The organism is Streptomyces sp. SID8352 (genome assembly GCF_009862265.1).
Lineage (GTDB): Bacteria > Actinomycetota > Actinomycetes > Streptomycetales > Streptomycetaceae > Streptomyces.
The window spans coordinates 50,750-76,678 of the sequence record NZ_WWGX01000030.1 but is presented as its reverse complement, the minus strand read 5'-3'; the positions used below and the strand labels follow the sequence as shown (position 1 = coordinate 76,678).

17 protein-coding genes, 1 tRNA gene and 1 pseudogene are annotated in these 25,929 nt (G+C 74.7%); 2 read left to right on the top strand and 17 right to left on the bottom strand.

The window, feature by feature from the left end; all coding sequences use genetic code 11:
* Positions 1 to 299: 299 nt before the first annotated feature.
* Positions 300 to 371, top strand: a tRNA-Cys gene (locus tag GTY84_RS09660).
* Positions 372 to 460: 89 nt separating this feature from the next.
* Here the strand turns inward: GTY84_RS09660 and GTY84_RS09655 are convergent.
* The 11 genes from GTY84_RS09655 to GTY84_RS09605 form a co-directional block, all read right to left on the bottom strand.
* Positions 461 to 946, bottom strand: a complete 486-nt coding sequence (locus GTY84_RS09655) for a hypothetical protein (RefSeq protein ID WP_161225740.1) — start codon at positions 944 to 946, stop codon at positions 461 to 463.
* Between the two features lie 185 nt (positions 947 to 1,131).
* Positions 1,132 to 2,295, bottom strand: a complete 1,164-nt coding sequence (locus tag GTY84_RS09650) for an SUKH-4 family immunity protein (protein WP_161225739.1) — start codon at positions 2,293 to 2,295, stop codon at positions 1,132 to 1,134.
* A gap of 136 nt (positions 2,296 to 2,431) precedes the next feature.
* Positions 2,432 to 4,738, bottom strand: a complete 2,307-nt coding sequence (locus tag GTY84_RS09645) for a molybdopterin cofactor-binding domain-containing protein (protein WP_161225738.1) — start codon at positions 4,736 to 4,738, stop codon at positions 2,432 to 2,434.
* Positions 4,735 to 7,125, bottom strand: a complete 2,391-nt coding sequence (locus GTY84_RS09640) for a 2Fe-2S iron-sulfur cluster-binding protein (protein ID WP_161225737.1) — start codon at positions 7,123 to 7,125, stop codon at positions 4,735 to 4,737. Before GTY84_RS09640 ends, GTY84_RS09645 begins: the two co-directional genes overlap by 4 nt.
* Positions 7,122 to 8,015 (bottom strand): FAD binding domain-containing protein, encoded by an 894-nt coding sequence (locus GTY84_RS09635; RefSeq protein ID WP_161225736.1) that lies wholly within the window; start codon positions 8,013 to 8,015, stop codon positions 7,122 to 7,124. Before GTY84_RS09635 ends, GTY84_RS09640 begins: the two co-directional genes overlap by 4 nt.
* 319 nt (positions 8,016 to 8,334) lie before the next feature.
* Positions 8,335 to 9,957 (bottom strand): beta-N-acetylhexosaminidase, encoded by a 1,623-nt coding sequence (locus GTY84_RS09630; RefSeq protein WP_161225735.1) that lies wholly within the window; start codon positions 9,955 to 9,957, stop codon positions 8,335 to 8,337.
* A gap of 6 nt (positions 9,958 to 9,963) precedes the next feature.
* Positions 9,964 to 10,809 (bottom strand): carbohydrate ABC transporter permease, encoded by an 846-nt coding sequence (locus tag GTY84_RS09625; protein WP_161225734.1) that lies wholly within the window; start codon positions 10,807 to 10,809, stop codon positions 9,964 to 9,966.
* Positions 10,806 to 11,801 (bottom strand): sugar ABC transporter permease, encoded by a 996-nt coding sequence (locus tag GTY84_RS09620; RefSeq protein ID WP_161225733.1) that lies wholly within the window; start codon positions 11,799 to 11,801, stop codon positions 10,806 to 10,808. Before GTY84_RS09620 ends, GTY84_RS09625 begins: the two co-directional genes overlap by 4 nt.
* Positions 11,798 to 13,108, bottom strand: a complete 1,311-nt coding sequence (locus GTY84_RS09615; RefSeq protein WP_161225732.1) for an extracellular solute-binding protein — start codon at positions 13,106 to 13,108, stop codon at positions 11,798 to 11,800. Before GTY84_RS09615 ends, GTY84_RS09620 begins: the two co-directional genes overlap by 4 nt.
* 247 nt (positions 13,109 to 13,355) lie before the next feature.
* A complete protein-coding gene (locus GTY84_RS09610) occupies positions 13,356 to 13,643 on the bottom strand; it encodes a DUF3039 domain-containing protein (RefSeq protein WP_161225731.1) in 288 nt (95 codons plus the stop codon).
* A 30-nt stretch (positions 13,644 to 13,673) separates the two neighbouring features.
* A complete protein-coding gene (locus tag GTY84_RS09605) occupies positions 13,674 to 14,246 on the bottom strand; it encodes a YqgE/AlgH family protein (protein WP_161225730.1) in 573 nt (190 codons plus the stop codon).
* Between the two features lie 233 nt (positions 14,247 to 14,479).
* Between GTY84_RS09605 and murA the strand changes: the two genes are divergently transcribed.
* Positions 14,480 to 15,826: a UDP-N-acetylglucosamine 1-carboxyvinyltransferase gene (murA, locus tag GTY84_RS09600; protein WP_161225729.1), complete on the top strand. Its 1,347-nt coding sequence runs from the start codon at positions 14,480 to 14,482 to the stop codon at positions 15,824 to 15,826.
* Between the two features lie 283 nt (positions 15,827 to 16,109).
* On the opposite strand, the gene GTY84_RS09595 is transcribed toward murA, so the two are convergent.
* The 6 genes and pseudogenes from GTY84_RS09595 to GTY84_RS09570 all read right to left on the bottom strand — a co-directional run bounded on the left by GTY84_RS09595 (position 16,110) and on the right by GTY84_RS09570 (position 25,892).
* Positions 16,110 to 16,391 carry an HU family DNA-binding protein gene (locus tag GTY84_RS09595; RefSeq protein WP_003950507.1) on the bottom strand — a complete coding sequence of 94 codons (282 nt, stop codon included), beginning with the start codon at positions 16,389 to 16,391 and terminating at the stop codon, positions 16,110 to 16,112.
* Between the two features lie 619 nt (positions 16,392 to 17,010).
* Positions 17,011 to 18,426, bottom strand: coding sequence for an NAD-dependent malic enzyme (locus GTY84_RS09590; RefSeq protein WP_161225728.1), 1,416 nt, complete (start codon positions 18,424 to 18,426; stop codon positions 17,011 to 17,013).
* An 806-nt stretch (positions 18,427 to 19,232) separates the two neighbouring features.
* Complete coding sequence (locus tag GTY84_RS09585) at positions 19,233 to 21,608, bottom strand: UvrD-helicase domain-containing protein (RefSeq protein ID WP_161225727.1); 2,376 nt, start codon at positions 21,606 to 21,608, stop codon at positions 19,233 to 19,235.
* An 809-nt stretch (positions 21,609 to 22,417) separates the two neighbouring features.
* Positions 22,418 to 23,383: pseudogene (locus GTY84_RS09580) on the bottom strand (uroporphyrinogen-III synthase); the annotation flags it as partial.
* 229 nt (positions 23,384 to 23,612) lie between these two features.
* Positions 23,613 to 24,545 (bottom strand): hypothetical protein, encoded by a 933-nt coding sequence (locus GTY84_RS09575; protein ID WP_161225726.1) that lies wholly within the window; start codon positions 24,543 to 24,545, stop codon positions 23,613 to 23,615.
* 108 nt (positions 24,546 to 24,653) lie between these two features.
* Positions 24,654 to 25,892, bottom strand: a complete 1,239-nt coding sequence (locus GTY84_RS09570) for an acyltransferase (protein WP_345943392.1) — start codon at positions 25,890 to 25,892, stop codon at positions 24,654 to 24,656.
* Positions 25,893 to 25,929 lie beyond the last annotated feature (37 nt).

Below are 25,929 nucleotides of genomic sequence, written 5' to 3'. Positions count from 1 at the left end.
CACGTGCGCCGCCCTCCGGACTCCGCCGCCCCCGCGTGCGCCGCGCTCCGGACTCTGCCGCCCCGTGCCCCGTCGCCCCGTGCCCCGTCGCAGCCGGTGCACGCACCCATCGCCACCTCATGCCCCCGGCCACTGCCCGGGGTCCACGGCACACCCGTCAGCCCGGTCCCTCCGGACCGTTCGTGAACGGCACATGGCAGTCGTGTTGCGGCGCCCCCGGATTCCTTGAGCACCCGCCCCGGCCGGGCCTACGGTCGTATCACCGGGTTCGCGGCGGACGCCGAAGGATCCGGGGACACGGCCGTGTGCCCGAGTGGTTCAGGGGCTCGCCTGCAAAGCGAGTTACGTGGGTTCGAATCCCGCCATGGCCTCCGTCGGCCCGCTCCTCCCTCGTCCGGGAGAGCGGGCCGCTCCGTCTGTGGGGGCGTGGCGCCCCTGCCGCGTCCCGGCTCGGCGGCGGCTATCGCAGGGGGGCCGCCACGGCCCTGTCCACCAGCGTGATGGTCCGTGAGACGCGCACCCGGCGCTCGCGGTGGCCGGTCCTGACGTGCAGGCGCCAGGTGTTGGGGGTGCGGCCGGCCGCCTCCGTCATCAGCTCCGTCGCCGGACAGGACCACTCCACCCGGGTGTTCCCCTCCAGCCGGAAGGGGAAGTCGGCGGGGAACACCGGCCAGAGGGTGCGGTGCGTGTCCCGCCAGGGCCGGTCGTCGTACTGCCAGGAGACGTCGAGCTCGCGGACGTCGACCGTGACCGGCGCCCGCCCCCTGTTCGACGCGACGAGGCGGAGCGCGTACTCCCCCGTCCCGTACCTGACGAGGTGACAGCGGAAGCCGGTCCTCGGCCCTCCCGCACGGTAGGCGGTGAAGGCGGTGAGGAGCGAGGCGGTCGCGACACCCAGGGACCCCAGAGCCACGGCCGGCAGCGTTTCGGGACTGAGGAGAGTCATCCCCGTACCGTAACCGCCGCGCTTCACCGGGGTGTTGCCCTCACGTCACGGGCGGGGCACGGAGCACGGCACGGTGGCGGGACGGGGCAGGGCGAGACGACGCGTGGCGGCGTGCGGCAGGGCACGGCGGGACGAAACGAGGCCGGGGCGAGGCCGGGTGGGGCGGGCCCGCGCCGCTCCGGGGATCAGGCGCAGAGTCCCGCGCCCGCGTAGTCCTCGAAGACGCCCGGCCAGTAGCGCAGGCCGTCGTCGCCGGGGACGGTGCGGGCGGCCGGGTCGCAGGCGACCGGGTCGACAGCGGCGAGAGTGCGGATCATGGTGTCGGCCAACTGCTCGTAGGCGTCGGACAGCTCGTGCTCCTCGTCGAGCGCCCGCTCGCGGTGGATCAGCCACAGGGTGAACGCCAGCGTGGACAGGTCGGCGTTGAGGGGACGCAGCACGCCCTCCGCCTCGCTCCAGGACAGCACCGCGCCCGTGGTGCCGTCGACGACCAGGCTGGTGTCCTCGATCAGGTACCCGAGGCGGATCAGCCGGTCGGCGCCCGGCGGCGGCGGACCGGACGCGGGGTCGTCGGCGCCGTACTCCGCGAGCGTGGGCAGCGGGGTCTCCGTGTTGAGGGAGAACCACACCCCGTCCTCGGGCAGCCCCACCTCCCGCAGGAAGCGGCGGCTCGGCTCGTGGGCCAGCGCGGCCGGGAAGTCGACGTCCTCGAAGCGGACGGTCTCCCCCGCCCCGAACTCCTCGTCCAGGAACCGGGACGGCAGGTCCAGGGTGAGGCCGGAGCGGCCGCCCGGGCCCGCCACCAGGGCCAGCGGCCGGATCAGGGCCGTCATCAGCCAGAGCGGGGCCGGCTCGCCGGCCGCCGAGCCCTCCTCGAACAGGGTGAGCAGCAGACCGGACGCCTCGGCGGCCACCTCCGGCCCGTACCGCCCCGCGCAGAAGGCGAACCGGCCGCGCAGGGCAGCCAGTTCGTCCACGGCGGTGGCGAAGTCGGCGAGCGCCCGCAGGGAGGGCGCCAACGGCTCCAGCTCCATCAGATCGGGGCGGTCGGGCAGGAAGTACGTGGTGGAGACCTCGCCCGTCGCCCCGTCCAGGACGACGGTGTCGGCGCCCTCGCCGTCGTGGTGGAGCAGCTCGCCCACGACGAGCCGACCGCCCAGGTCGCCCGCGAGCCGGGCGCCGGGGACCCCGGCCGCGTCCGCGACCCGCACCAGGCCGTCCCGCTCCAGCGCCGCGCAGCTCAGCAGGGTGCCCGCGGCCGGCAGCACCCCGCCGGACAGCAGGAGCCGCGAGGGCGCGTGGGTGACGTGGGGGCCGATGCGGTCCCCGGCCAAGGTGATGGTGGTCATGCTTCCCCCGTGCGTGTCGTGCCGTCGTGGGCGGGCGCGACCGCCGCGCCGCCGCGCGCCGGACGCGGCGGCCGGTGGTCGTCCCCACTGCCCCCGACACTACGGGCCGCCACTGACAACGGGGCCCGCGCCCGCGTCAGGCGGTCACCACCGCGGCCTGCGGGCGGATCGGGAGGCGGTTCACCGACCGGCCGGTGGCGGCCCGCACGGCGGAGGCGACGGCGGCCGGGGAGGCCACCACCGGCGCGGCGCTGACCGCCTTCGCCCCGAACGGGGCGACCACGTCGCGTTCCTCGACGAGCCGCACGATGCGGATGTCGGGCGCGTCCAGGGCGGTGGGCAGGGCGTATCCGGTCAGGTCGGGGTGGCGGACCAGTCCGCGGGGGGCGCGGAGGTTCTCGGTGAGGGCGATGCCGACGCCCTGGGTGACGCCGGCCTCGATCCGGGCGGCGAGCTGGGCGGGGTTGAGCACCCGGCCGACGTCCTGGGCGACGGCCAGCTCCACGACCCGTACGGAGCCGATCTCGATGTCGACGTCGACGACGGCGCGGACGGCGCAGAAGGCCATGCCGACGAAGGCGTCGCCCTGGCCGGAGGCGTCCAGCGGCTCGGTGGGGTGCGGACGGCACTGGGCGGTGGCCCACAGCTCCTTGCCGTCCAGCGCCTCGGCGACCGTCGTGGAGAGCACGCCGTCGTAGGAGGTGATCCGGCCGTCGGTGATCTGCAGCAGTTCGGTGGACATGCCGAACTTGTGGGCGAGGGGCTGCAGGAGCTGGGTGCGGACCATCTTGGCGGCCCGCTCCACCGCGCCGCCCGACACCCAGGTGTGGCGGCTCCGGCAGCCCGCGCCGGCCGGGGGCTGGTCGGTGTCGACGGGCGCGACCCGCACCTCCTCGATACCGAGGGTCTCCTGCACGATCTGGCGGGCCAGGGTGGTGAAGCCCTGGCCGGTCTCCACCGCCGCGCACAGCACGGTCGCCACGCCGTCGTGGACCTTCACGGTGGCCGTGGAGACCTCGTCGGCGCCCTCCGCGCCGAGCATGTGGACCATGCCGATGCCGTAGCCCACGCCCCGGCGCACCGCGCCCGGTTCGCCCGCGCCCTCGGGGCCGCCGGGCAGCAGCCACTCGTCCTCGGGGGTGTCCTTGGGCAGCGCGGGCAGCGGGAACTCGCGCACGGCGGTGAGGAGTTCGGCGACGGGGGCCGGGCAGGTGACGGCCTGGCCGGTGGGCAGGACGTCGCCGGTGGCCATGACGTTGCGCATCCGCACCTCGGCCGGGTCCAGGCCGAGCTTCTTGGCGATCTTGTCCATCTGCGCCTCGTAGGCGGCGCAGACCTGCATGGCGCCCTCGCCGCGCACATGGCCGGAGGGCGGGTTGTTGGTGCGCACCGCCCAGCCCTCGATGAAGGCGTTGGGCACCGCGTAGGGGCCGCAGGCGAAGGAGACGGCGGCGGCCAGCGCCTCCGAGGAGGTGTCGGCGTAGGCGCCGGCGTCCAGGAGGATCTGCGCCTCGACCTTCACGACCCGGCCCTCGGCGTCCGCGTGGTGGCGGTAGCGCAGCAGGGTGGGGTGGCGGTGGGCGTGGCCGAGGAAGGACTCCTCGCGCGTGGCGGTGAGCTTCACCGGGCAGCCGGTCCTCAGGGCCAGCAGGCCGAGCGGGAGCTGGAAGCCCTGGTCCTCGCGGTCGGCGGTGGCGCCGGGCACCCCGGTGACGACGATTTTCACCCGTTCGGGTGCCAGCCCGTAGCAGGCCGCGGCGGTGTCCCGGTCGGCGTGCGGGTCGGTGGAGGCCAGGTACAGCTCGACGCCGCCGTCGGGGCGGGGCACGGCGAGTCCGGCCTCGGCGCCGATGGGGGCGGGGTCCTGGCGGCCGATGCGGTACAGGCCCTCGACCACGAGGTCGCCGGCCGCCTCGGGGTCGCCGTGGCGCAGCGGGATGTGCCGGATCAGGTTGCCGTCGGGGTGCAGCGGCTCTGCCTCGAAGGCCAGTTCGGGGTCGGTGACGGGGTCCAGGACCTCGTACTCGACGATGACGGCGGCGGCGGCCATCCGCGCGGTGTCGGGGTGGTCGGCGGCGACGGCGGCGATGGGCTCGCCGTGGTGGCGCACCACCTCGGAGGCGAACACCGGACGGTCGGCGCGGCCGCGGCCGTGCACGGGGCTGCCGGGGACGTCCTCGTGGGTGATGACCGCGCGGACGCCGGGCATCTCGCGGGCGTGGCGGGTGTCGATGGACACGATGCGGGCGTGCGGGTGCGGCGAGCGCAGCACGGCGGCCCACAGCAGGCCCTCGGCCCAGAGGTCGGCCGCGTAGGGGAAGGTGCCCTCGGTCTTGGCGCGGACATCGGCGGGCGGCAGGGAGGTGCCGAGGCCGTGCGGGACCGTCCCGGGGCCGGTCTCCGGCTGGTCGGCGGCCTCCGCGGTGGCGGCTTCGTCGCTCACGCGTGGCCTCCCTCCCGGCCGTGGGGCCGGTCTCCGTACGGGCCGCCGGGCGGTCCCTCGTCGTAGGGCTGGTGGTCGTACGGGCCGCCACCGGAGCCGCCGTCGTACGTTCCGCCGTCGTACGTCCCGTCGTGGGCGGCGGTGTGGGTCCCGTCGCCGTGGGTCCCGTCGGGGCCGGGGCCGTCGGGGTGGGGCCCCTCGGGGCGGGGGCGCTCGTCGTGGGCGGGCGGGGAGCCGAAGGCGGACGGGTTGACCCCGCCGGCGCCCGGTCCGGCCTGGTGCGGGATGCGGGCCTCGTCACCCTCCGCGCCGGGCGCGGCGGCGTGCGTCCCGCGTTCGGCGACGACCTCGTTGACGGCCTGCAGGACGCCCCGGTAGCCGGAGCAGCGGCACAGGTTGCCGCAGAGGGCCTGCCGGGTCTCCAGTTCGGTGGGGGCGGGATTGCCCTCCAGGAGGTTGTGCACGGTCATCGCCATGCCGGGCACGCAGAAGCCGCACTGGACCGCCCCGCACCGGGCGAGCGCCCGCTGCACGTCGGAGGGGTTCCCGTCGACGGCCAGGCCCTCGACGGTGCGGACCTCGCTGCCCGCGGCGGTCACGGCGGGCACCAGGCAGGAGGCGACCAGCCGGCCGTCGACCTGCACGTTGCAGGCACCGCACTCGCCCTGCGAGCAGCCGTCCTTGGCGCCCGCGAGGCCGAGCCGCTCGCGCAGCACGTAGAGCAGCGACTCCCCGATCCACGCGTCGGTGACGGGGCGGTCGGTGCCGTTGACGCTCAGCACGTAGGAGGCGAGGGGGTGTTCGTCCTGCGGCCCCAGGGTGGACGGGGTCCCGGCGGCGGGCGGTGCCTGCGCCTCGGTGCCGGGGGCGTCCTCCGGGACGTCCCCTCCGGGGTGCGCGGCGGCGTCGCCGGGCGTGGTGCCGTCGCCGGGGGCGGTGCCGTCGGCCGGGGCGGTGCCGTCGCCGGGGGCGGACCCGGAGCCGGGCTCCGGCCCGGGGGCCGCGTCCGGGGCGGGTCCGGGGTCCTCCCCCACGGGACCGGCGCCGGCCGGGCTCCCGTCGGCGACGGTGTCGTCCGCGCCGGTGGTGTCGTCCCCGTCGGCCCCGGGAGGCGTGCCGGGGGCGGTGGTGCCGGTGGGTCCGGGCCCGGGGGCGGCGCCCGGCGCGGGCGCGTCCTCCGCGGTGCCGTGCGGGGTGTCCTGGGGCGCGTCGTCCGGCGCGGGGGCGGCGCCGTCCTCGTGGGCGGGACCGGCGGCGTCGGCGGCGGGCTCCGGCGCGGCTCCGGCCGCCGGGGGCTCCACCGGCTCGTCGGCGGCTTTGGACGCGGGGTCGGATTCCGTGTCCGGCCCGGCGGGCGCCCCGGGCGCCCGGCCGGCGTCCTCGGCCCGGTCGGCGCCCTCGACGCCGCCAACGGGTCCGGTGGGGAGCGGTCCGTCCGCCGAGGGACCGGCGGGCGCGGGGTCCGAGGGAACGTCCCCGGAGCCGGGCCCGCCCGGAACGGGCGCGCCCGCGACCGGCCCGGCGGGCGGCGGCTCCGCGGGAGGCGGTCCGGCCGGGTCCGGACCGTCGGCGAGGGGCTCGGCCGGGAGCGGCTCCGCCGTGCGGGCCGCCCAGGGCGCCGGGGCGCCGCCGGGGAGGGTGTCCGGCGGGTTGCCGCCCCACTGCCCGGCCAGCGCGGACGCGGCGAACTCGCCCGAGTCGTCCGGGAGGTCGCCGTCGGCGACGGGGATGGACCACTGCCCGGTGACGTCGTGCCCGGGGGCCGGGGCGCTCTGCCCGGCGTCCCCGGAGAAGTCCCACTGGCCGGTGTCGGTCCCGGCGGGGTAGGTGAACCGGTCGTCGGGGACGTGCCCCTGGGCCGTCCCGTAGGGGTCCTGGGCCGTCCCGTAAGGGTCCTGGTGGCCGTACCCGGGGTGGCCGTACCCGGGGTGGAGCGGCTCCGGGCCCCCCTGGACGCCGTGCTCCTGGCCGGTGTGCTCCCGTCCGGGCGGCTGTTCCGGATAGCCCCGGCCGACGTACCCGGTGGCCGCGTGGTCGCCGCGCACGGCGTACTCCGGTCCCCCGGCGTACTCCTGGCCCGGCGCCCCGCCCCGGTCCTCCGGGACGTGCCACTGGGCGCCGTCGACGGGGGCGGAGGGCAGCGCCCAGTTCCCGGTGTCCGCCGGGTCGGCACCGGCGGTCGTGGCGGGCGCGACCGCTATCTGCGGCGGCACGTAGCCGTGGCCCGGCGCGGCGAGCGGGCTGTCGGCGGAGGCCATCAGCGCGTCGACGCCGCCCTCGGGAAGCTGGACGAAGGCGGTCGCGCCGTCGTCGTAGTCACCCTGGGGCAGCGGGTTCCAGCGCCCGCCGCCCTGCGGCATGCCCTCTCCGTGCCGGTCGTCGGTCACGACAGCGCCCTCCCCAGTGCTCGCCGGGCCAGCGCGGCGACGGTACGCCGCAGGTGCAGTACGGCGGGCGACAGTTCCGCCACGGTTCCGTCCCCGGCCGGGGCGGGGTCGGGGACGCAGGCGGCGGCGACGTACTCGCCGAAGGCGCTCAGGGCCTCCGGGACGATCGCGCGGCCGTTGTCCCAGTCGATCAGCGAGGCCACCCACTGCTCGGCGTCCAGCGGCCGCAGCGGCATCGGCGCGATGGCGCCGACGGCGCAGCGCACCCCGCGCCGCGCGGGGTCGAGGACCAGGGCCACGGAGGCCATCGCGCGGCCGGGCCCGGTGCGGCCGGTCGCCTTCAGGAAGACCTGCGGGGCGTGCAGCAGCGGCACCCGCACGAAGCCGATCAGCTCGCCCGCGCGGAGCATCTCCACCCCGGCCAGCAGGTGCGAGACCGGCACCTCGCGGCGGGCCCCGCCCGGACCCGCGATGACCAGCGCGGCCTCCAGGGCGGCCAGCACCGGCAGCGCGTCCCCGGTGGGGGCGGCGGTGGCGATGTTGCCGCCGAGGGTGCCCGCGTTGCGGATCTGCGGCGGTCCGGCCGCACGGGCGGCGGCGGCGAGGGCGGGGATGAGCGCGGCGAAGTCGGGGCGGCCCATCCGGGCGTGGGTGAGTCCGGCGCCGAGCAGGGCGTGTCCGTCCTGGTACTGCCAGCCGCGGATCTCGCTGATCCGGCCGAGGCCGACCAGGGCCGCGGGCCTGAGCTGCCCGGAGTTGACGGAGGTCATCAGATCGGTGCCGCCCGCCACCGGCACGGCCGCGGGCAGGGCGGTGAGCGCCGCCACGGCCTCGTCCAGTGTCGTGGGCAGCGTGACGGCCTGCGCCGCCTGCGGTGCGTGCGTGGTCAAACCGACTGCCCCTTCCCGCCGTCCCACCTGATCCCGCCCGTGTGGCCGTACGGTACGTGCTGAGAGGGCGGACGTGGCAACTCTGGCACATCTTCGCAGGGCCCGAACGCAGGGGTCCGCTAGGAGGCATTCGCCCGCCTCACCCGGGAGATGACCCGATTTGCCCCGGGTTCACCGGCCATGACGGACGATCGAAGACGTGTACGGGTTGCCACCCTTGGGAGGCATTCCGGGACTTGTCCGGCTTTTCCCTTACGGAAGGGTTGCGTGCGGGGTGATCCGGCCACCGGCCCGGCGGCCGGATCACCCCGCCCCGCCGCTACTGCCGCGGCGGCGGCCCGTCGATCGGGCGGCCGAGGATGCCGGGCCGCCGCTGCCAGGGAAGCGGGCCGCCGGGCCGCCGGTAGGCGACGCCCAGGGCGTCGAGCCGCCGGTAGTGGGCGGTCAGCCGCTGCTCGAATCCGGCGAAGTCCCGCTCACCGGGGGCGGGCAGCGCGCTCCAGGCCACCTCGGCGAAGGCGGCGAGCCGCGGGAACACCTGGTAGTCGACGCGGCCCTGGTTCTCCATCACCTCGGTCCAGACGTTCGCCTGGGTGCCGAGCACGTGGACGGCCTCCTCGGGCATCAGTTCGGCGGGGACGGGCTCGAAGCGGTAGACGTCCTCCAGGGTGCGCACGAAGCCGATCGGCACCGGCTCGTCCTCGCCCGCGTCCTGACGGTGGTCCAGGTACACCTGCTGCTCGGGGCACATCACCACGTCGTGGCCCGCGCGCGCGGCGGCGACCCCGCCCGCGTAGCCGCGCCAGGACGAGACGGCCGCGCCCTCGGCGAGCCCGCCCTCCAGGATCTCGTCCCAGCCGATGAGCCGCCGGCCGCGTTCGGTGAGCCAGGAGTCGAAGTGCCGGATGAACCAGGACTGGAGTTCGTCCTCGTCGGCGAGTCCCAGTTCCCTGATCCGCGCCTGCGCGACGGGACTGGCCCGCCATTGCGTCTTGGGGCATTCGTCGCCGCCGACGTGAATGAAGCGGGACGGGAACAGATCGAGGAGTTCCTCGAACACGCCCTCGTAGAAACGGAGGGTGGTGTCGGTCGGCGCGAGGACGTTCTCGGAGACGCCCCAGGTGTCCCAGACGGTGAGCGAGGCGGTGTCCACGACATCGTTGTTCCCGAGTTCCGGATAGGCCGCGATGGCGGCCTGCGAGTGTCCGGGGACGTCGATTTCGGGAACGACGGTGATGTGCCGTTCGGCGGCGTAGGCGACGATCTCGCGGATGTCGTCCTGGGTGTAGAAACCGCCGTGCGGAGTGTCGTCCCAGAGGGGCGAGGCGCGGTGGCCCCATTTGGTGCGCGCGCGCCAGGAGCCGGCTTCGGTGAGCCGGGGGTGGCGCTTGATCTCGACGCGCCATCCCTGATCGTCCGTCAGATGAAAGTGGAGGACGTTGAGTTTGTGCGCCGCCATCAGATCCAGATAGCGCAGGACTCCGTCCTTGGGCATGAAGTGCCGGGCGACGTCGAGCATCATGCCGCGCCAGCGGAACCGGGGCGCGTCCTCGACGGTCCCGCCCGGCACGACCGGGGTGCGGCCGGGCCGCAGGGGAGCGCGGCGGAAGGCCTCCGGGCCGAGGAGCTGACGCAGCGTCTGGGCGCCCCAGAAGACGCCCGCGGGGCCGCCGCCGCGGATCTCGACGCCCCGCTCGCCGTCCGCGGTGAGCCGGTAGGCCTCCGGGTCGAGGGAGTCGTCCAGCAGCAGCCGCAGGCCGCCGGGGGCGTCCCGGGGGCCGGGGCGCAGGGGCAGTCCGAGGGCGGCGCCGAGGGTGGCGCGCAGCCAGCGTTCGGTGGTCTCGGTGCCGGGCGCGGCCCACAGGGTGGTGTCCGGGGCCAGAGGCACACCGGTGTGGTCCGGTCCCGCCACGGCGCGGGGCGCCGGAATGAGTTCGGTCACGTCAGGTCAGTCCTTCACCGCTCCGCCGAGGCCGGAGACGAGTCGTCGTTGCACGAGTACGAAGAACACCAGTACCGGAATGGTCATGACGGTGGAGCCCGCCATGACCCCGCCCCAGTCCGGGTCGTCGGGTTTGTAGAAGACCAGCAGCGCCATGGGCAGCGTGGACTGGGAGGTGTCGCTGATGATGAACGACTTGGCGAACAGGAAGTCGTTCCAGGTCGAGATGAAGGAGAACACGCTGGTGGCCACGAGTCCCGGGAAGACCAGGGGGAAAAGGATCTGCCACAGGAACCGGGTCCGGCTCGCGCCGTCGATGTAGGCGGCCTCCTCCAGGGCCTCCGGGACGGCTTTGACGAATCCCCGCAGCATCCAGATCGCGAAGGGCAGCGAGAAGGCGATGTGCGGCAGGATCAGCGAACCCAGGGTGTTGAGCTGGCCGAAGTCCCGCATGAGGAAGAACAGCGGGATGGTGAGGGCTTCCACGGGCACCATCTGGGCCACCAGGAACATGATGAGCAGGGTGGTCCGGAAGCGGAAACGGAAACGGGTGACGGCGGTCGCGGCGAGGAACGCGATGAGCGCGGAGGCGACCACCACGGTTCCCGCGACGAGCAGGCTGTTGAGGAAGTAACGGCCGAATTCCTGCTGCCCGAAGACCCGCCGGAAGGAATCCAGCGAGGGGGACGTCGTCCAGGGACGGGGTTCGGTCGACTCGATCTCGCCCGCCGGCTTGAAGGCGCTCAGCACCATCCAGTACAGCGGGAAGGCCACCACGACGGCGATCAGCAGCGCCGAACTCTCCGCCGCCAGCCGCCACGGACGGCGTACGCGCAGACGCGTGAGGTTCACAGCTCCTCCCCCTGGCGGCGCAGCAGCCGCAGGTAGACCAGCGTCACGACGAGCAGGATCAGCAGCATGACGACGCCGATCGCGGAGCCGAGGCTGTACTGCGAGGACGCGAACGCCTTCTGGTAGGCGTAGACGTTGAGGACGAGGTTCTGGCCGGCGATGCCGCCGCCGTTGGTCATAACGTAGATCTGGGTGAAGACCTTGAAGTCCCAGATGATCGACTGGATGGTGACGACGACCAGGATGGGCCGCAGCATCGGGGCCAGCACCGAGCGCCAGATCCGCCACTGCGAGGCCCCGTCCAGGGAGGCGGCCTCCAGCACCTCGGACGGGACGGCCCGGATGCCGGCGTAGACGGTGACCATGACGAACGGGAACGAGCACCAGACGACTTCGAGCAGGACGAGCAGGAATGCGCTGTAACGCCCGTACGTCCAGGAGTGGTCGCCGAGGCCGAGCATCCGGTTGACGGGGCCGAAGTCCGCGTCGAACAGCAGCAGCCAGACCGTGGAGCCGGTGACGGCCGGTGTCGCCCAGGCGCCCAGGGCGGCCATCATCAGCGCCAGCCGGGGCAGGGCCCGGATCCGGGTGAGCAGCACGGCGAGCGCGCAGCCGACGGCCAGGGTGGTGACCACGCAGGCCGCGGCGAAGAAGACCGTGGAGAGCAGGACCCGCCAGAACTCGTCGTCGCCGAACAGCTCGGCGTAGTTGCCGAAGCCCTGGAAGGTGGTCGGTTCCCCACCGCTGACCTGGGCCTGGGTGTACTCCAGGAAGGAGATCAGGCCGAGCTGGTAGACGGGGTAGATGAGCAGCCCGCCGAGGACGACCAGGGCGGGGGCGAGATACAGCCAGGGGGTGGCGGCCCCGCCCCGCCGCGCGCCGCGGCGGGGGGCGGGGCCGGGCGGGCGGGCGCCGCGCGGGCGGCCCGGACCGGGGTCCGGACGCTCCGCCGGGCGCACCGCGCCCCCCTGTTCACCGGGTACCACGGTCATCCGGCGGAGCCAAACGCGTCATTCATCTTTTTCGCCGCGTCGCCGGAGGCGGTGGCCACGTCCTTCTTGCCGCTGACGACCTCCTGGAACATGGTCGGCAGCACCAGCGAGGAGTCGATCTGGGCCCACGCGGGCGAGGCCGGCACGAACTTGGTGCCCGCGGCGAGGGTGTCGACGAAGGGCTTGACGAACGGCTCCTTCTCGGCGACGTCGCGGCGCGCGTCGGAGAAGGTGGGCAGGAAGCCCATCGCGTCGAACATCTCGGTCTGCGTCTTCTTGGAGGCGAGGCGCTGCATCAGGTCGACGGCGAGCGTGCGGTGCGTGGTGCTCTTGAGGACGCCGAGGTTGTTGCCGCCCGCGAACGCCGGGGCGATCGAGCCGGCCTTCACGCCGGGCAGCGGCACGACGGCGTACTTGCCCTTGACCTTGCCGGCCTCGATGGCCGCGTGGCTGAAGTCGCCGCCGATGGCCATGCCCGCCTTGCCCGCGGCGAACGCGGTGACGGTGTCGTTGCCGCCCATCCCGGCGCACTTGGCGGCGGGACAGTTGTCGTCGGAGAAGAGGGAGGTGTACTCCTTGATCCCCTTCTGGGCCTCGGCGCTGTCGATGCCGGAGGCGTAGGAGCCGTCCTTGCCGCTGGCGAGTTCGCCGCCGTTGGCCCAGAGGAAGGGCATGGCGCCGTAGGTGTAGGCACCGCCGACGGCGATGCCGTACATGCCGGGCTCGGCGGCGCGGACCGCGCGGGCGGCGGTCGCCAGCTCCGCGAGGGTCGTCGGGGGCTTGAGCTTCAGCTCCTTGAAGATGTCCGTGCGGTAGTAGAGGGCGCGGACGCCGACGAAGTAGGGGGCACCGTAGACCTTGCCGTCGACGGTGACCGACTGGCGGGCCGTCGGGTCGGTGTCCTTGGCCTCGTCCCAGGCCTCGAACTCCTTGGTGATGTCCAGGAGGCCGCCGTCCTTCACGTAGCCGGCGGTGTCGGTGTTGCCGTACTCGATGATGTCGGGGGCGCTCTTGGGGTCGTTGAAGGCGGCCTTGATGCGCTGGGCACGGGTCTCGACCGGGATGTACTCGATGTTGACCTTGGTGTCCTCGTGCTCCTTGCGGAAGTCGGCCAGGACGGCGTCGACGACCTTCTGCTTGGGCTTGGTGTCGACCTCCTGGAAGAGCCAGACGCGCAGCGTGCCGCTCTTCTCGTCCTTGCCGGAGGAGGAGTTGTCGGTGGTCTGGGGGGCGCAGGCGGTGGCACTGACGGCAGCGGCGGCCAGGAACACGGCCAGGCGGGCGGGCAGTCTGGCGGGGAGCTTCATGGAGCGGTCCTCCGGTCAAGGGGCGTTGCAGCATGCGCAATGCTGGTTTTGCTCTGCACAACACCTCGGAGGCTAGGTACTCCATGAACGCGCCCACAAGAGGTCTCAACCACTCTGTGACCGCGCGACGCATCCTGTGCAACGCGGGGGGACCGCGTGGTCGGCGCAGAACGCGCGAAAGCCCCCGAAATGCGTCAAAACGCACTTCGGGGGCTCCGACCGGCCCGGCGCGGTGGGGGCCGGGGCGCTACTTCTTGTCGCCGCCCTTGCCGCCCTGGTCGCCGCCGGCGCTCATGGACTCGTAGATCTCCTTGCACATGGGGCACACCGGGTACTTCTTGGGATCGCGACCGGGCACCCAGACCTTGCCGCAGAGCGCCACGACGGGGGTGCCGTCGAGGGCGCTCGCCATGATCTTGTCCTTCTGGACGTAGTGGGCGAAGCGCTCGTGGTCGCCGTCGCCGTGGGACACCTGCGGTGTCGGCTCGACGAGGGTCCCCGTACCAGTCCCGCGCTCGGGCTCAAGAGTGCTCATAACCGCCAAGGGTACTGAAGGCCGGGGGCTTCAGTTGAGGGACGGGTCGTCCGGATACGTCGCCACCATGGCCAGGTCGCCGCGCTGGCGGCGCAGCACCTCGCGCCAGAGCCCCTCGGGCGCCGGGGAGGACACGTCGCCCGGTTCCGAGTCGACCACGTACCAGGCGCCCTCCTTCAGCTCGCCCTCCAGCTGGCCGGGGCCCCAGCCCGCGTACCCGGCGAAGATCCGCAGCGAGCCGACGGCGGGGGCCAGCAGCTCCGGCGGGGCCTCCAGGTCGACGAGGCCGATGGCGCCGCGCACCCGGCGCCAGCCCAGCGGGGCCCGCCCGCCCGAGGCGCCGCCGGGGACGACCGCGACGCCGAGCGCGGAGTCCAGGGAGACGGGGCCGCCCTGGAAGACGACGCCCGGCTCGCCGGCCAGCTCGGCCCAGGCGCCCAGGATGTCGCCGACACCGACGGGCGTCGGCCGGTTGAGGACCACGCCGAGGGAACCCTCCTCGTCGTGGTCGAGCAGGAGCACCACGGCACGCTCGAAGTTCGGGTCCGCCAGGGCGGGCGTCGCCACGAGCAGCCGTCCCGCGAGTGAGGACACCTCGGTCATGCCTGACATGATCCCGCATGTTCCCCCCGGACGGGGAGGCGATCGGGGGCACGGGGGTGAACCGGGCCCCGCGCACGCGCCCCCGTGACCCTCCGCACCCGTGGCGGAGCGCAGCGTGTTGTGACGAACCCATGACGTGGCGGGAACCGGTCCGGGCCTACGAAGGGGGGGTGCGGGGCGACTACCCTTTCCCTCCTGTGCCCCCTGGACCCCACCCACGAAACGCGAGATCCATGACCGTCAACGGCGCTGATGACGTACTCCTTGTCCACGGCGGAACCCCGCTGGAGGGCGAGATCCGGGTCCGCGGTGCGAAGAACCTCGTACCGAAGGCCATGGTCGCCGCCCTGCTGGGCAGTGCGCCGAGCCGGCTGCGCAACGTGCCGGACATCCGCGACGTGCGCGTCGTCCGCGGACTGCTGCAACTCCACGGGGTGACGGTCCGTCCGGGCGAGGAGCCCGGCGAACTGGTGCTCGACCCGACCCACGTGGAGAGCGCGAACGTCGCTGACATCGATGCCCACGCGGGCTCGTCGCGCATCCCGATCCTGTTCTGCGGGCCGCTGCTGCACCGCCTGGGGCACGCGTTCATCCCGGGCCTGGGCGGCTGCGACATCGGCGGGCGGCCCATCGACTTCCACTTCGACGTGCTGCGGCAGTTCGGCGCGCGCATCGAGAAGCGGGCGGACGGCCAGTACCTGGAGGCACCGCAGCGGCTGCGCGGCACCAAGATCCGGCTGCCGTACCCGTCGGTCGGCGCGACCGAGCAGGTGCTGCTGACGGCGGTGCTCGCCGAGGGCGTCACGGTGCTGTCCAACGCCGCGGTCGAGCCGGAGATCGAGGACCTGATCTGCGTCCTGCAGAAGATGGGCGCGATCATCGCCCTGGACATCGACCGCACCATCCGCATCACCGGTGTGGACGAGCTGGGCGGCTACACCCACCGGGCGCTCTCCGACCGCCTGGAGGCCGCCTCCTGGGCGTCGGCGGCGCTGGCGACCGAGGGCGACGTCTACGTCCGCGGGGCGCAGCAGCGGTCGATGATGACCTTCCTGAACACCTTCCGGAAGGTGGGCGGCGCCTTCGAGATCGACGACGAGGGCATCCGCTTCTGGCACCCGGGCGGCAGGCTGAAGTCCATCGCCCTGGAGACGGACGTCCACCCCGGCTTCCAGACCGACTGGCAGCAGCCGCTGGTGGTCGCCCTGACGCAGGCCACCGGGCTGTCCATCGTCCACGAGACGGTCTACGAGTCCCGGCTCGGCTTCACCTCCGCGCTGAACCAGATGGGCGCCCACATCCAGCTCTACCGCGAGTGCCTCGGCGGCTCCGACTGCCGCTTCGGGCAGCGCAACTTCCTCCACTCGGCGGTCGTCTCCGGCCCCACCAAGCTGGAGGGCGCCGACCTGGTCATCCCCGACCTGCGCGGTGGCTTCTCCTACCTCATCGCGGCCCTCGCCGCGCAGGGCACGTCCCGCGTCCACGGCATCGACCTGATCAACCGCGGCTACGAGAACTTCATGGAGAAGCTGGTCGAGCTGGGGGCGAAGGTGGAACTCCCGGGCAAGGCCCTCGGCTGACCCACACGACCACGGCGGGCGGACCGCTCCCCGGGCCGGGGCCCCTGGGGCCCTGGCCCAAACGCGGGGGAAAACGGGGCGGGAAAGTGACGCCGCGTGGCGGAACGAATGGCTGGATCACACCCTTGCGATACGCCGATGGGGCGGCCACCCGAATCCGGGTGGTCGCCCCATCGGCGTATACGGTGCGCCCCTCACGGGGCCCGGGGACCGCGCGGCCGGCCGCGCTGGGCCCGGGGACCCACGGCGGCCCCGCAGCCACCCGGCGCTCAGCGGGGAGCGCTCACTTGCCCTTGGCGGCTTCCTTGAGCTTGGAGCCCGCGGAGACCTTCACGCTGTAGCCGGCCGGGATCTGGATGGGCTCGCCGGTCTGCGGGTTGCGGGCGGTGCGAGCGGCACGGTGGGTGCGCTCGAAGGTCAGAAAGCCGGGGATGGTGACCTTCTCGTCGCCCTTGGAGACGATGTCGCCGACGACCTCGGCGAACGCGGCCAGCACGGCGTCGGCGTCCTTGCGGGTCACCTCGGCGCGGTCGGCCAGAGCGGCCACCAGCTCACTGCGGTTCATGTTGTTACTCCCGTGTTCTTCTTGCCGTTGAGGCGTGCCACGCGGTGGACCCGCGCGTCAGGCACAGCGAAAGCCGATGCTGCCAGGGCCCTCGGACAGTTCCCTCACCCGGGTCCGTCCTCGGACCCTCGCGCCCAGAGAGGCATCCTGCCTGCACCTGCGGCGGTAATGCCAATCCGGCCACCCCCGGAAGCCGTGAGAACACCCGTGAGGGTCACACGGAGCAGGCGCCTGAGCCTTGCGCCACCCTAGAGGGCGACCCGAGGCGCCCCGCCCCGCGACGCGCCGGTACGGCGGCCCGCCGTGGCCATCCTCACAGCCGCAGCGCGGCCGTCCGGCACCGACGGGGTCCCCGGTGCCCGGGACCGGGCACGACCGGCCCCGGAGGAGGCGCGCACGCTCCCCCGGAGGCACCGGGTCCGGCCCTCCAGGGGGGCGTGTCCGTGCCCCTCGGGGATCACGTCCTCCGTACGGGGGTCGCGTCCGCCCGCAGGGTCCGGGTCACCCGTGGCCGCGCGGGGTCCGCGTCACCCGTGGGGGACCCGGGCGGCCCCGGGGTGACGGGTCCGGGGTCCTGGCCCCCGGCGAGGAGGGGAGCGGGAGGGACCGGGAGGAACCCCTAGGAGGCCACCCCGGCCGCCCTCGCGGCGTCGCGCACGGCGCCCGCGACCGCCCCGGCGACCTTGTCGTTGAAGACGCTCGGAATGATGTAGTTCGGGTTCAGCTCGTCGCTGGTCACCACGTCCGCGAGAGCCTGCGCGGCGGCCAGCATCATCGAGGTGGTGACCGTGCGCGACTGGGCGTCCAGCAGACCGCGGAACACGCCCGGGAAGACCAGCACGTTGTTGATCTGGTTGGGGAAGTCCGACCGGCCCGTGGCCACCACCGCGGCGGTCTCCCGGGCGACCGCCGGGTCGACCTCCGGATCCGGGTTCGCGAGCGCGAACACGATCGCGCCCTCGGCCATGGTCGCCACGTCCTCGCCGGCCAGCACGTCCGGGGCGGAGACGCCGATGAAGACGTCGGCGCCCGCCACGGCCTCCTTCAGCGTGCCGGTCAGGTTCTCCGGGTTGGTGTTGTCCGCGATCCAGCGCAGCGCCGACTCCGGGGCCGCGTCCACCAGGTCGGCGCGCCCGGCGTGCACGACGCCGTGGATGTCGGCGACGACGGCGTTCTTGACGCCCGCGGCGATCAGCAGCCGCAGGATGGCCGTGCCGGCCGCGCCCGCGCCGGACATCACGACGCGCACGCCGTCGATGCTCTTGCCCACGACCCGCAGCGCGTTGGTGAGCGAGGCGAGGACGACGATGGCGGTGCCGTGCTGGTCGTCGTGGAAGACCGGGATGTCGAGGGCCTCGCGCAGCCGGGCCTCGATCTCGAAGCAGCGGGGCGCCGAGATGTCCTCCAGGTTGATCCCGGCGAAGCCCGGGGCGATGGCCTTGACGATCTCGACGATCGCGTCGGTGTCCTGGGTGTCGAGGCAGAGCGGCCAGGCGTCGATGCCGGCGAAGCGCTTGAAGAGCGCGGCCTTGCCCTCCATGACCGGCAGCGCGGCCTTGGGACCGATGTTGCCCAGGCCGAGCACCGCGGAGCCGTCCGTCACGACCGCAACGGAGTTGCGCTTGATCGTCAGGCGGCGGGCGTCCTCGGGGTTCTGCGCGATGGCCATGCAGACCCGGGCGACGCCGGGCGTGTAGACCATGGAGAGGTCGTCGCGGTTGCGGATGGGGTGCTTCGACGCCATCTCGATCTTGCCGCCGAGGTGCATCAGGAACGTACGGTCGGAGACCTTGCCGAGGACGACGCCCTCGACGTCCCGCAGCCGCTGCACGATCTGGTCGGCGTGGGAGGTCGAGCTGGCCGCGATGGTGACGTCGATGCGGAGCTTCTCGTGGCCGGACGCGGTGACGTCGAGGCCGGTCACCGACCCGCCGGAGGATTCCACGGCGGTGGTGAGCTGCGAGACGGAGGTTCCGCTCGCGGGCACCTCCAACCTGATGGTCATCGAGTAGGAGACGCTGGGCGCCGTTGCCATGGCGGGCTTCCTCTTTCACCGTGTCGCGTGTTGTGCCGTCCGATCGTCGCACCTACCGCCGAGTACACGGTAGCCGCCCCGTATTGCGAACTTTTTGTTCACCGCGGTCCGATCGGAGGGCCCTTTTTTCGGAAAACGATTTCCACCTTACGAGACCGAAACGGCGGACGGAAGGGCCTCCGGAGGGCGGTTCCGGGCGGCTCCCTGGGCCGGGTTCGGGGCCGGGCCGGGGCGTGCCGGGTCCCGGCCCCGGGTCCCGGGACGGGTCCGTCCGGGCCCTTCCGGAAAGAACCCGGCGAAGGGGAATCGCCGGGCGGGAATCGTTTGTTACCGTGGATGTGACACCGGCTCGATCCAAGCCCCCGGGCCCAACCTTCGTCGCTTCGAGCGACCACTTGCCGCGAGGCGAGCATGGCGGGCCGGTGTCACTCTCAGCGCAACGCGAGGGGCCCGCGCCGTCGGTGACGGCGCGGGCCCCTTCGCCTGTCCGCGCCTCCTCCCCGCCGGGCGCCGTCCGGGAGGACGCGCGGTGAACGCGCCCGGGGCGCGCCCGCCGGGAGCCCCCGGCCCGGGCCCTCAGGGGTGTCCCCGCCCGGGGGTGCACTTCCCCTTTGGGGCCCCGTAGGGGCCCTCCCCGTAGGGGCCCTCCCCGTAGGGGCCCTCCCCGTAGGGGCCCTCCCCGTAGGGGCCGGAGGCCGTTCTCCAGGGAGCGGCTCCCCGTAGGGGCCTCCCGGTGAGAGGCGGCTCCCCCACGGACTCCCCGGCGGCCCCCTCCGGGGCGCTCGGGGCACGCGGGGCGCTCGCGCTCAGTCGCGCAGCAGGTCCGGGATCCCGGCCGCGTCCGGCTCGTCCCGCTCGCAGGAGACGACCGTCAACTGCTGGGTGGCCCGGGTCAGGGCGACATAGAGCACCCGCAGCCCGGCGGGCGACTCGTCGGCGATCTCGGCCGGGGAGACGACGACCGTCGCGTCGTACTCCAGCCCCTTGGCCTCCAGGCTGCCGAGCGCCACCACCCGGTCGCCCAGTCCGGCCAGCCAGCGGCGGGCCTCCTCGCGGCGGTTCATGGCCACGACGACGCCGACCGTGCCGTCGACCAGCTCCAGCAGCCGCGCGGCCTCCGCCCGGACGGTGTCCGCCGCCGTTCCCGCGCCCCCGCCCGCGCCCCGGGCCGGGCCCGCGGTGACGAAGCGGGGCTCGACCCCGGTGGAGCGGACCGCCGACGGCGCCGTGGAGCCGGGCATGGCGAGGGCCAGCACCCTGGCCGCCAGCTCGGCGATCTCGGCGGGGTTGCGGTAGTTCACGGTCAGCTCGAAGCGGCGGCGCGGACGGCTGCCCAGGGCCTCGTCACGGGCCTGGGCCGCCTCGTCCGGGTCGGACCAGGAGGACTGGGCCGGGTCCCCGACGACCGTCCAGGTGGCGTGCCGGCCCCGGCGGCCGACCATCCGCCACTGCATGGGCGTGAGGTCCTGTGCCTCGTCCACGATGACGTGCGCGTACTCGGTCCGCTCCTGCGCCAGCCGCTCGGCGCGCTCCCGCTGGGTCTCCTCGCGCTGCGGCATCAGCTCCTCCAGCCCGGTGAGCTGGTCCAGCGGGTCGGCCTCACGCCGTCTGCGGGGGCGCGCGGGGGTGCCGAGGACGGCCTGCAACTCGTCCAGCAGGGCGATGTCGTGCACGGTGCGGCCGTCCCGGCGCAGCGAGCGGGCCACCCGGCGGACCTCGCCCGGGTTGAGGACGCGCCGCGCCCAGCGGCCCAGCCGCCGCTCGTCGGCCATGGCCGACAGGACCGCCGCCGGGGTCAGCTCCGGCCACCAGGCGTCCAGGAACTCCGTGAAGGAGTCCTCGGTGCTCACGTCCTCGTCGAAGGAGGAGCGCAGCTCGGCCGCCAGTTCCGGGTCGGTGTGCCGTCCGGCGGCGCCCGAGAGGTCCCACAGGGCGTCCAGCAGCAGCCTGCGGGCGCGCGGGCGCAGCAGGTTGACCGGGGCGGTGCCGCCGAGGGCGGTGCGCCGGACGGCGGCCAGCCGCCCGGCGTCCAGTTCGAGGCGCCGTCCGAAGACCACGACGCGCAGCCGGTCCGGCGCCCCGGCCGACTCCAGGGTGCCCCGGGCGGCTCTGCGCAGGACGCCGGTCATGCGGGCGGAGCCCTTGGCGCGGGCGGTGGCCGGAGAGTCGTACAGGGTGGCCTCGGCGCCGTCGACCAGCGAGCCGATGGCGCGGATGGCGACCTGGCCCTCCTCGCCCAGCGAGGGCAGCACCCCCTCGGTGTACGCCACCAGCAGCGGGGTCGGGGAGACGATCAGGATGCCGCCCGCGTAGCGCCGCCGGTCCTGGTAGAGCAGGTAGGCGGCGCGGTGCAGGGCGACGGCGGTCTTGCCGGTGCCGGGACCGCCCTCGACATAGGTGACGGAGGCGGCGGGGGCGCGGATCACCCGGTCCTGCTCGGCCTGGATGGAGGCCACGATGTCCCGCATGCTGTGGGTGCGGGCCTGGCCGAGGGCGGCCATCAGGGCGCCGTCCCCGGTGACGGCGAGCCGTTCGCCGTCCAGGTAGGCCGTGATCTCGGGCCGCATCAGGTCGTCCTCGACGCCGAGGACGCGCCGACCCTTGGATCGGATCACCCGGCGGCGCACCACGCGGCCGGGGTCGACCGGGGTGGAGCGGTAGAACGGCGCGGCGGCGGGCGCGCGCCAGTCGATCACCAGCGGGGCGTACTCCGCGTCGAGGACGCCGATGCGGCCGATGTGCAGTGTCTCGGCGATGTCGGCGGTGCCGTCGGGGCGCAGGGTGCCCTCGGCGGGCTCGACGGCGGTGTAGGCGCCGTCGGGTCCCTTCTTGCCGTCCTTGCCGAGGAGCAGGTCGATGCGGCCGAAGAGGAAGTCCTCGAACTCGTTGTTCAGGCGGTTGAGGTGGATGCCCGCCCGGAAGACCTGCGCGTCGCGCTCCGCGAGCGCGCCGGGGGTGCCGACCTGGCCGCGCTGGGCGGCGTCGTTCATGAGGAACTCGGCCTCGTGGATCTTCTCCTCCAGGCGCCGGTACACCCGGTCCAGGTGCGCCTGCTCCCCCCGGATCTCGCGGTCGCGCACGGAGTCGCCACCGGGGTCGCGCTCCGCGTCCCCCGCGGGACCGCGGTCCGCGTCGTCGTGCACGGCGTCGACCGCTGAATCCTGTTGTGCCTGTGCGGCCACCGGGCCCCCTTCTGACGTGCTGGGCAGCCGTCAACCGTACGCGAAAAGGGGGCCGGGAGGCCACGGGGCGGCCGGGGAAACGCGCGTCCACCGCCCTTTGGCCCCGTCCCCGGGGGCCGCGCGGAGGACGGGAGGGCCGGGAGGGGCCGGAGAGGACCCCCGACGGAGGGCGCCTGAACGCGACCGGGGCCAGGAACGGAGCGGGGCCCGGAGCCCTGGCCGGGGCCAGGACCGGGCCGGTCAGGGCTCGGGCCGGGCGGGCCGGGCCCGGGGCTGAGGCCGGGATCGGGCCGCCCCCGAGGCCGGGGCCGGGGCCGGGGTTGACACCGGGTGGTCGAGCCCGGGGTCGAGGTCGCGACCCGGATCGGGCCGCTGCCGGGGCCGCGGGGTCGAGAGCCGGATCGGCCGCCCTGGGCCCGTGCTCGGGCGGGCAGGGGCCGCGGCCGGGTGGGCCGGGCCCGGGGCTGAGGCCGGGGTCAAGGCCGGGCCGGGCTTGCGACCCGGGTCAGGTCGGGGCCGGCCCGGGACGGAGGCGGGGCAGGGGGCGGGCCCGGGGCAGAGCGGGACCGGGCCGCCCCCGAGGCCGGGGCCGAGATTGACACCGGGTGGCCCGAGCCCGGGATCGGGCCGGGATCAAGGTCAGGGGCGGGCCCGGGGCAGGGCGGGACCGGGCCGCCCCCGAGGCCGGGGCCGAGATTGACACCGGGTGGCCCGAGCCCGGGATCGGGCCGGGATCGAGGCCCGGGGCAGCTCAGGGGCAGACCGCCCCTGTGGCCGGAGCCGGGGTTGCGGCCGGATGGCCCGGTCCGGGGTCGGCGAACCCCGGAACGGGCCGGGGCTGAAACCCTGGTCGGGGCCGGCCCGGGACGGAGGCGGGGCAGGGCGCGGGCCCGGGGCAGAGCGGGGGCGAGGGTGCGCCCGGATCAGGGGCGAGGGCGGGCCCGGACGGGCAGTTCCCGGCAGAGTGCCTGGACCAGCGGCGCCAGCCGGAACCGCTCCGGCTCCACCGTGTCGATCCCGTGCGCCCGCAGCGGCTGGGCGGTGACCGGCCCCACGCAGGCCGCCACCACGCCGTCGCGGAGCGCGGCGACCAGTGCGGGCAGTCGGCCGCGCTGCCCCGCCCGGTCCAGCAGCGACACCGCGGCGGGCGCGCTGGTGAACACCACGGCGTCCACACCGCCCGCGAGGACGCCGTCCAGCAGCCGGTCCACGGGCCCGAGGTCCTCCGGCGGCAGCCAGCGGTAGACGGGAACGCCCACGACCTCGGCGCCGCCCGCCCGCAGCGCCCCCACGAACTCCGTCAGCGGCTCGCCGTGCAACTGGACGGCGATCCGGCGGCCCGCGACGCCCTCGGCCAGGAGCCGTTCCAGCACCTCGGCCATGGACTCGGAGGCGGGTGACCACCTCTCGCTCAGTCCGGCGGCGCGGACCGTGCCGGTGACCTTGGGCCCGCGCGCCAGCAGCTCCGCCGCGCGCAGCCGCTCCAGCAGGGCCCCGCCCAGCCCCCAGCCGTCGGCCGCCTCGGTCCAGCCGCGGAAGCCGACGGCGGTGGTGGCCACCACCACGTCCGGCGCCCGCGCGACCAGTTCCCGGGTCGCCGCGAGGAGTTCGCTGTCGTCGGCGAGCGGGACGATCCGCAGCGCCGGGGCGTGGAGCACTTCGGCTCCGCGCCGCTGGAGCAGGGTGATCAGTTCCTCGGCCCGGCGGGCGGCCGTGACGCCCACGGTGAATCCGGTCAGGGGGCCCTGCCCGGTCCGCTGTTCCCCGTCGTCCATGTCCCACGCACTCCGATCGGCCGCCGTCGCTCGCACCGGCGGAACCCGCCGCCGCTCGCGCCGCGCCCGGTTCCCCCGTGCGCCCCAGTGTGACAACCCCGCCCGGACGGCGTGTCCAGGGGTCACTCCCCCGAGCGCGCCACCCGGCGGCGCGCTCGGGGGACCGCCCGGCGATCCGCGCCGACGGTCCGTTCCGGGCGCCGGGACGGGCACCCGGTGGTGCGGCCGGTCAGTGCGGAGGGGGCTGCGGGCCCCAGTGAGGGGGCTGCTGCGCGGGCGGCCACGCCCCGTGGGGCCCCTGCTGGGGGTACGGGGGCTGGGCCCCCTGCCCGTAGGGGGCCTGCGGCTGCTGTCCGTACGGGGCCTGCGACGGGGCGTACGGGCCGGGGGCCGGCTGCTGCGGGGCGTACTGGTCGGCGGGGGCCGGCTGCTGCGGGGCGTACGGGCCGGGAGCCGGCTGCTGCGGCGGGTACGGCTGCGGGGGCGGCTGCTGCCCGTAGGGGCCCGGGGCGGGGTGGCCGTACGGGGAGCCGGGGCCGACGCCCGGCAGGCCGTGGCCCGGCGGCAGCGCCCCCGGCGGGAGGTAGCGCGTGCGCCCGGTGGCGTCGGGGACCGGCACGAATCCGGCGGCCCCGAGCAGCGCCGCGAACTTGGCGTTGCGCCTGCGGTTGACGACGAAGCCGATGGCCAGCAGGACCATCACGAACAGCCAGATGGCCGCGGCCATGACGAAGTGCCCCGAGCGGCCCCCGGCCCGGAAGGCGAGGACGACGCAGCCGACGGTGACGCCGAGCGCCCCGTAGCCGATCCGCCTGTCGCCGTTCCTGCCGGTGAGGTCGAAGTTGATGCGGGCCTTGAGCAGTTCGAGGGCGTCCGGCACCGGCGGCGGCACGGAGACGCCGTCCCCCGCGTTCGGGTACTGCGCCCAGTTCTGCGCTGCCCTGGCCCGCGCCCGGGGACTGGGGTCGGGGACGATCAGCATGCGGAGCGCGCTGTTGTTGGCGCCGCCGCCCTGCCGCACGTCGGCGTACTCGTAGCCGAACTGCTGGGCGACGAAGGCGAGTCGGGCCAGCTTCTTCACGGACGCCATGGGACTGGCCAGTTCGACCGGCTCCCCGCTCGCCATCCGCGCCAGCATCCTGCTCGTCTGCTTCTTGCTCATCGCGCCCGTCTCCCCTGTTCCACCGGCGGCCGGGGGCAGTGTCGCACGCCCGTACGGAAGGTGACAGGGCCGGTCCGGCCGCCGGGACACCGCCCGGCGGCCGGACCGTCAGCCCCGGTGGCCCCCGCCGGACGCGGTCCGGCGCGCCGCCGCGCGCCCGGCGCCGTTCGGCCACAGCCGGGGGCGCCGCTTGGCCGCGACGTCCTCCACCCAGCCGACGGCGACGATCATCAGGCCGATGAGCGGCCAGACCAGGGCGAACATCCACAGCGGATAGGCCGCGTCGAGGGCGGCGGTCGCGCGGTCGCTCTGCATGAACGGCAGGTCGTAGGCGAGGTCGATGAGGGGGACGGTGGCCAGGATCAGCAGGTTGTGCCAGAGGTAGATGGTGACCGCGCGGTTGTTGGAGAGCGTCACCAGCCTGTCCCACCTCGCCAGGCGCCCCGGCAGCTCCCGCCAGGACGGGGAGTACTGGAGCAGGATCACCACGAAGCCGAACGACCAGGCGGCCTGGGCGAGCGGGATGTCGTTGAGGTCCCAGCCGTCCGGGCCCAGGTGGCCCGAGGCCCACCACAGGCCGAAGGCCATCACGAGGGACGCCCCGGAGACGGCGGCGTACCGCGGGATCCGCTTCAGCAGGCCGTCGTTGTGGGCGAAGCCGAGCACCCAGCAGCTCCCGTAGACCGCGAAGTCGGTGACGGCGTTGCCGGTCTCGCCGGGGATCGTCACCAGGCCGGTGCCGACGACGGCGGTGAGCCCCAGCGGGGCCAGCAGGGTCGGCCAGGGCGCCCGGCGGAACAGCCACAGCAGCAGCGGGGAGGCGAAGACGAACCACAGGTAGGCGCGCAGGTACCAGAGCGGCCCGGCGGCCTGCACCGCCCAGGTCTGCTCCAGCAGCCCGGACTGGGAGCCGACGCTCCAGGGGAAGGGCGGGGCGCCGAGCGGGAAGACGTAGTTGAGCAGTCCGACCACGCCCAGGGTGCCGCCGTGGTCCGGATCGTCGACGACGTTCCAGCCGTTGGCGAACATCATGGTCACGACCACCGCGCTGAAGATCCACAGCGGCGGCAGCAGCCGTCGGACGCGGCCCCGGACGACCCCGAGCGCCGGGCGCTTGAGGGACCGCGCCATCAGGGAGCCCGCCAGCGCGAACATCACGCCCATGGACGGGAACAGCACGGACAGCCAGGCCCATCCGAACAGGTGGTAGACCACGACGCGGACCAGGGCGACGGACCGCAGCAGGTCGAGGTAGCGGTCGCGGCCCGGCTTCGTGGGGGCGGCGGGCGCGGCGGTCTCCGGCTCCGGGGGCCGGGCCGGTGCGGGCGGGGCCGCCGGCGCGGACACGGCCGTGCGCTGCCGCGGGACGCCGTGGGGGTCGTCG

Coding starts and splice junctions, on each gene's coding strand:
- GTY84_RS09575 (WP_161225726.1), bottom strand. CDS start 24,545: ATGAGCAAGAAGCAGACGAGCAGGATGCTGGCGCGGATGGCGAGCGGG.
- GTY84_RS09615 (WP_161225732.1), bottom strand. CDS start 13,108: ATGAAGCTCCCCGCCAGACTGCCCGCCCGCCTGGCCGTGTTCCTGGCC.
- GTY84_RS09655 (WP_161225740.1), bottom strand. CDS start 946: ATGACTCTCCTCAGTCCCGAAACGCTGCCGGCCGTGGCTCTGGGGTCC.
- GTY84_RS09650 (WP_161225739.1), bottom strand. CDS start 2,295: ATGACCACCATCACCTTGGCCGGGGACCGCATCGGCCCCCACGTCACC.
- GTY84_RS09610 (WP_161225731.1), bottom strand. CDS start 13,643: ATGAGCACTCTTGAGCCCGAGCGCGGGACTGGTACGGGGACCCTCGTC.
- GTY84_RS09595 (WP_003950507.1), bottom strand. CDS start 16,391: ATGAACCGCAGTGAGCTGGTGGCCGCTCTGGCCGACCGCGCCGAGGTG.
- GTY84_RS09620 (WP_161225733.1), bottom strand. CDS start 11,801: ATGACCGTGGTACCCGGTGAACAGGGGGGCGCGGTGCGCCCGGCGGAG.
- GTY84_RS09605 (WP_161225730.1), bottom strand. CDS start 14,246: ATGACCGAGGTGTCCTCACTCGCGGGACGGCTGCTCGTGGCGACGCCC.
- GTY84_RS09590 (WP_161225728.1), bottom strand. CDS start 18,426: ATGGCAACGGCGCCCAGCGTCTCCTACTCGATGACCATCAGGTTGGAG.
- murA (WP_161225729.1), top strand. CDS start 14,480: ATGACCGTCAACGGCGCTGATGACGTACTCCTTGTCCACGGCGGAACC.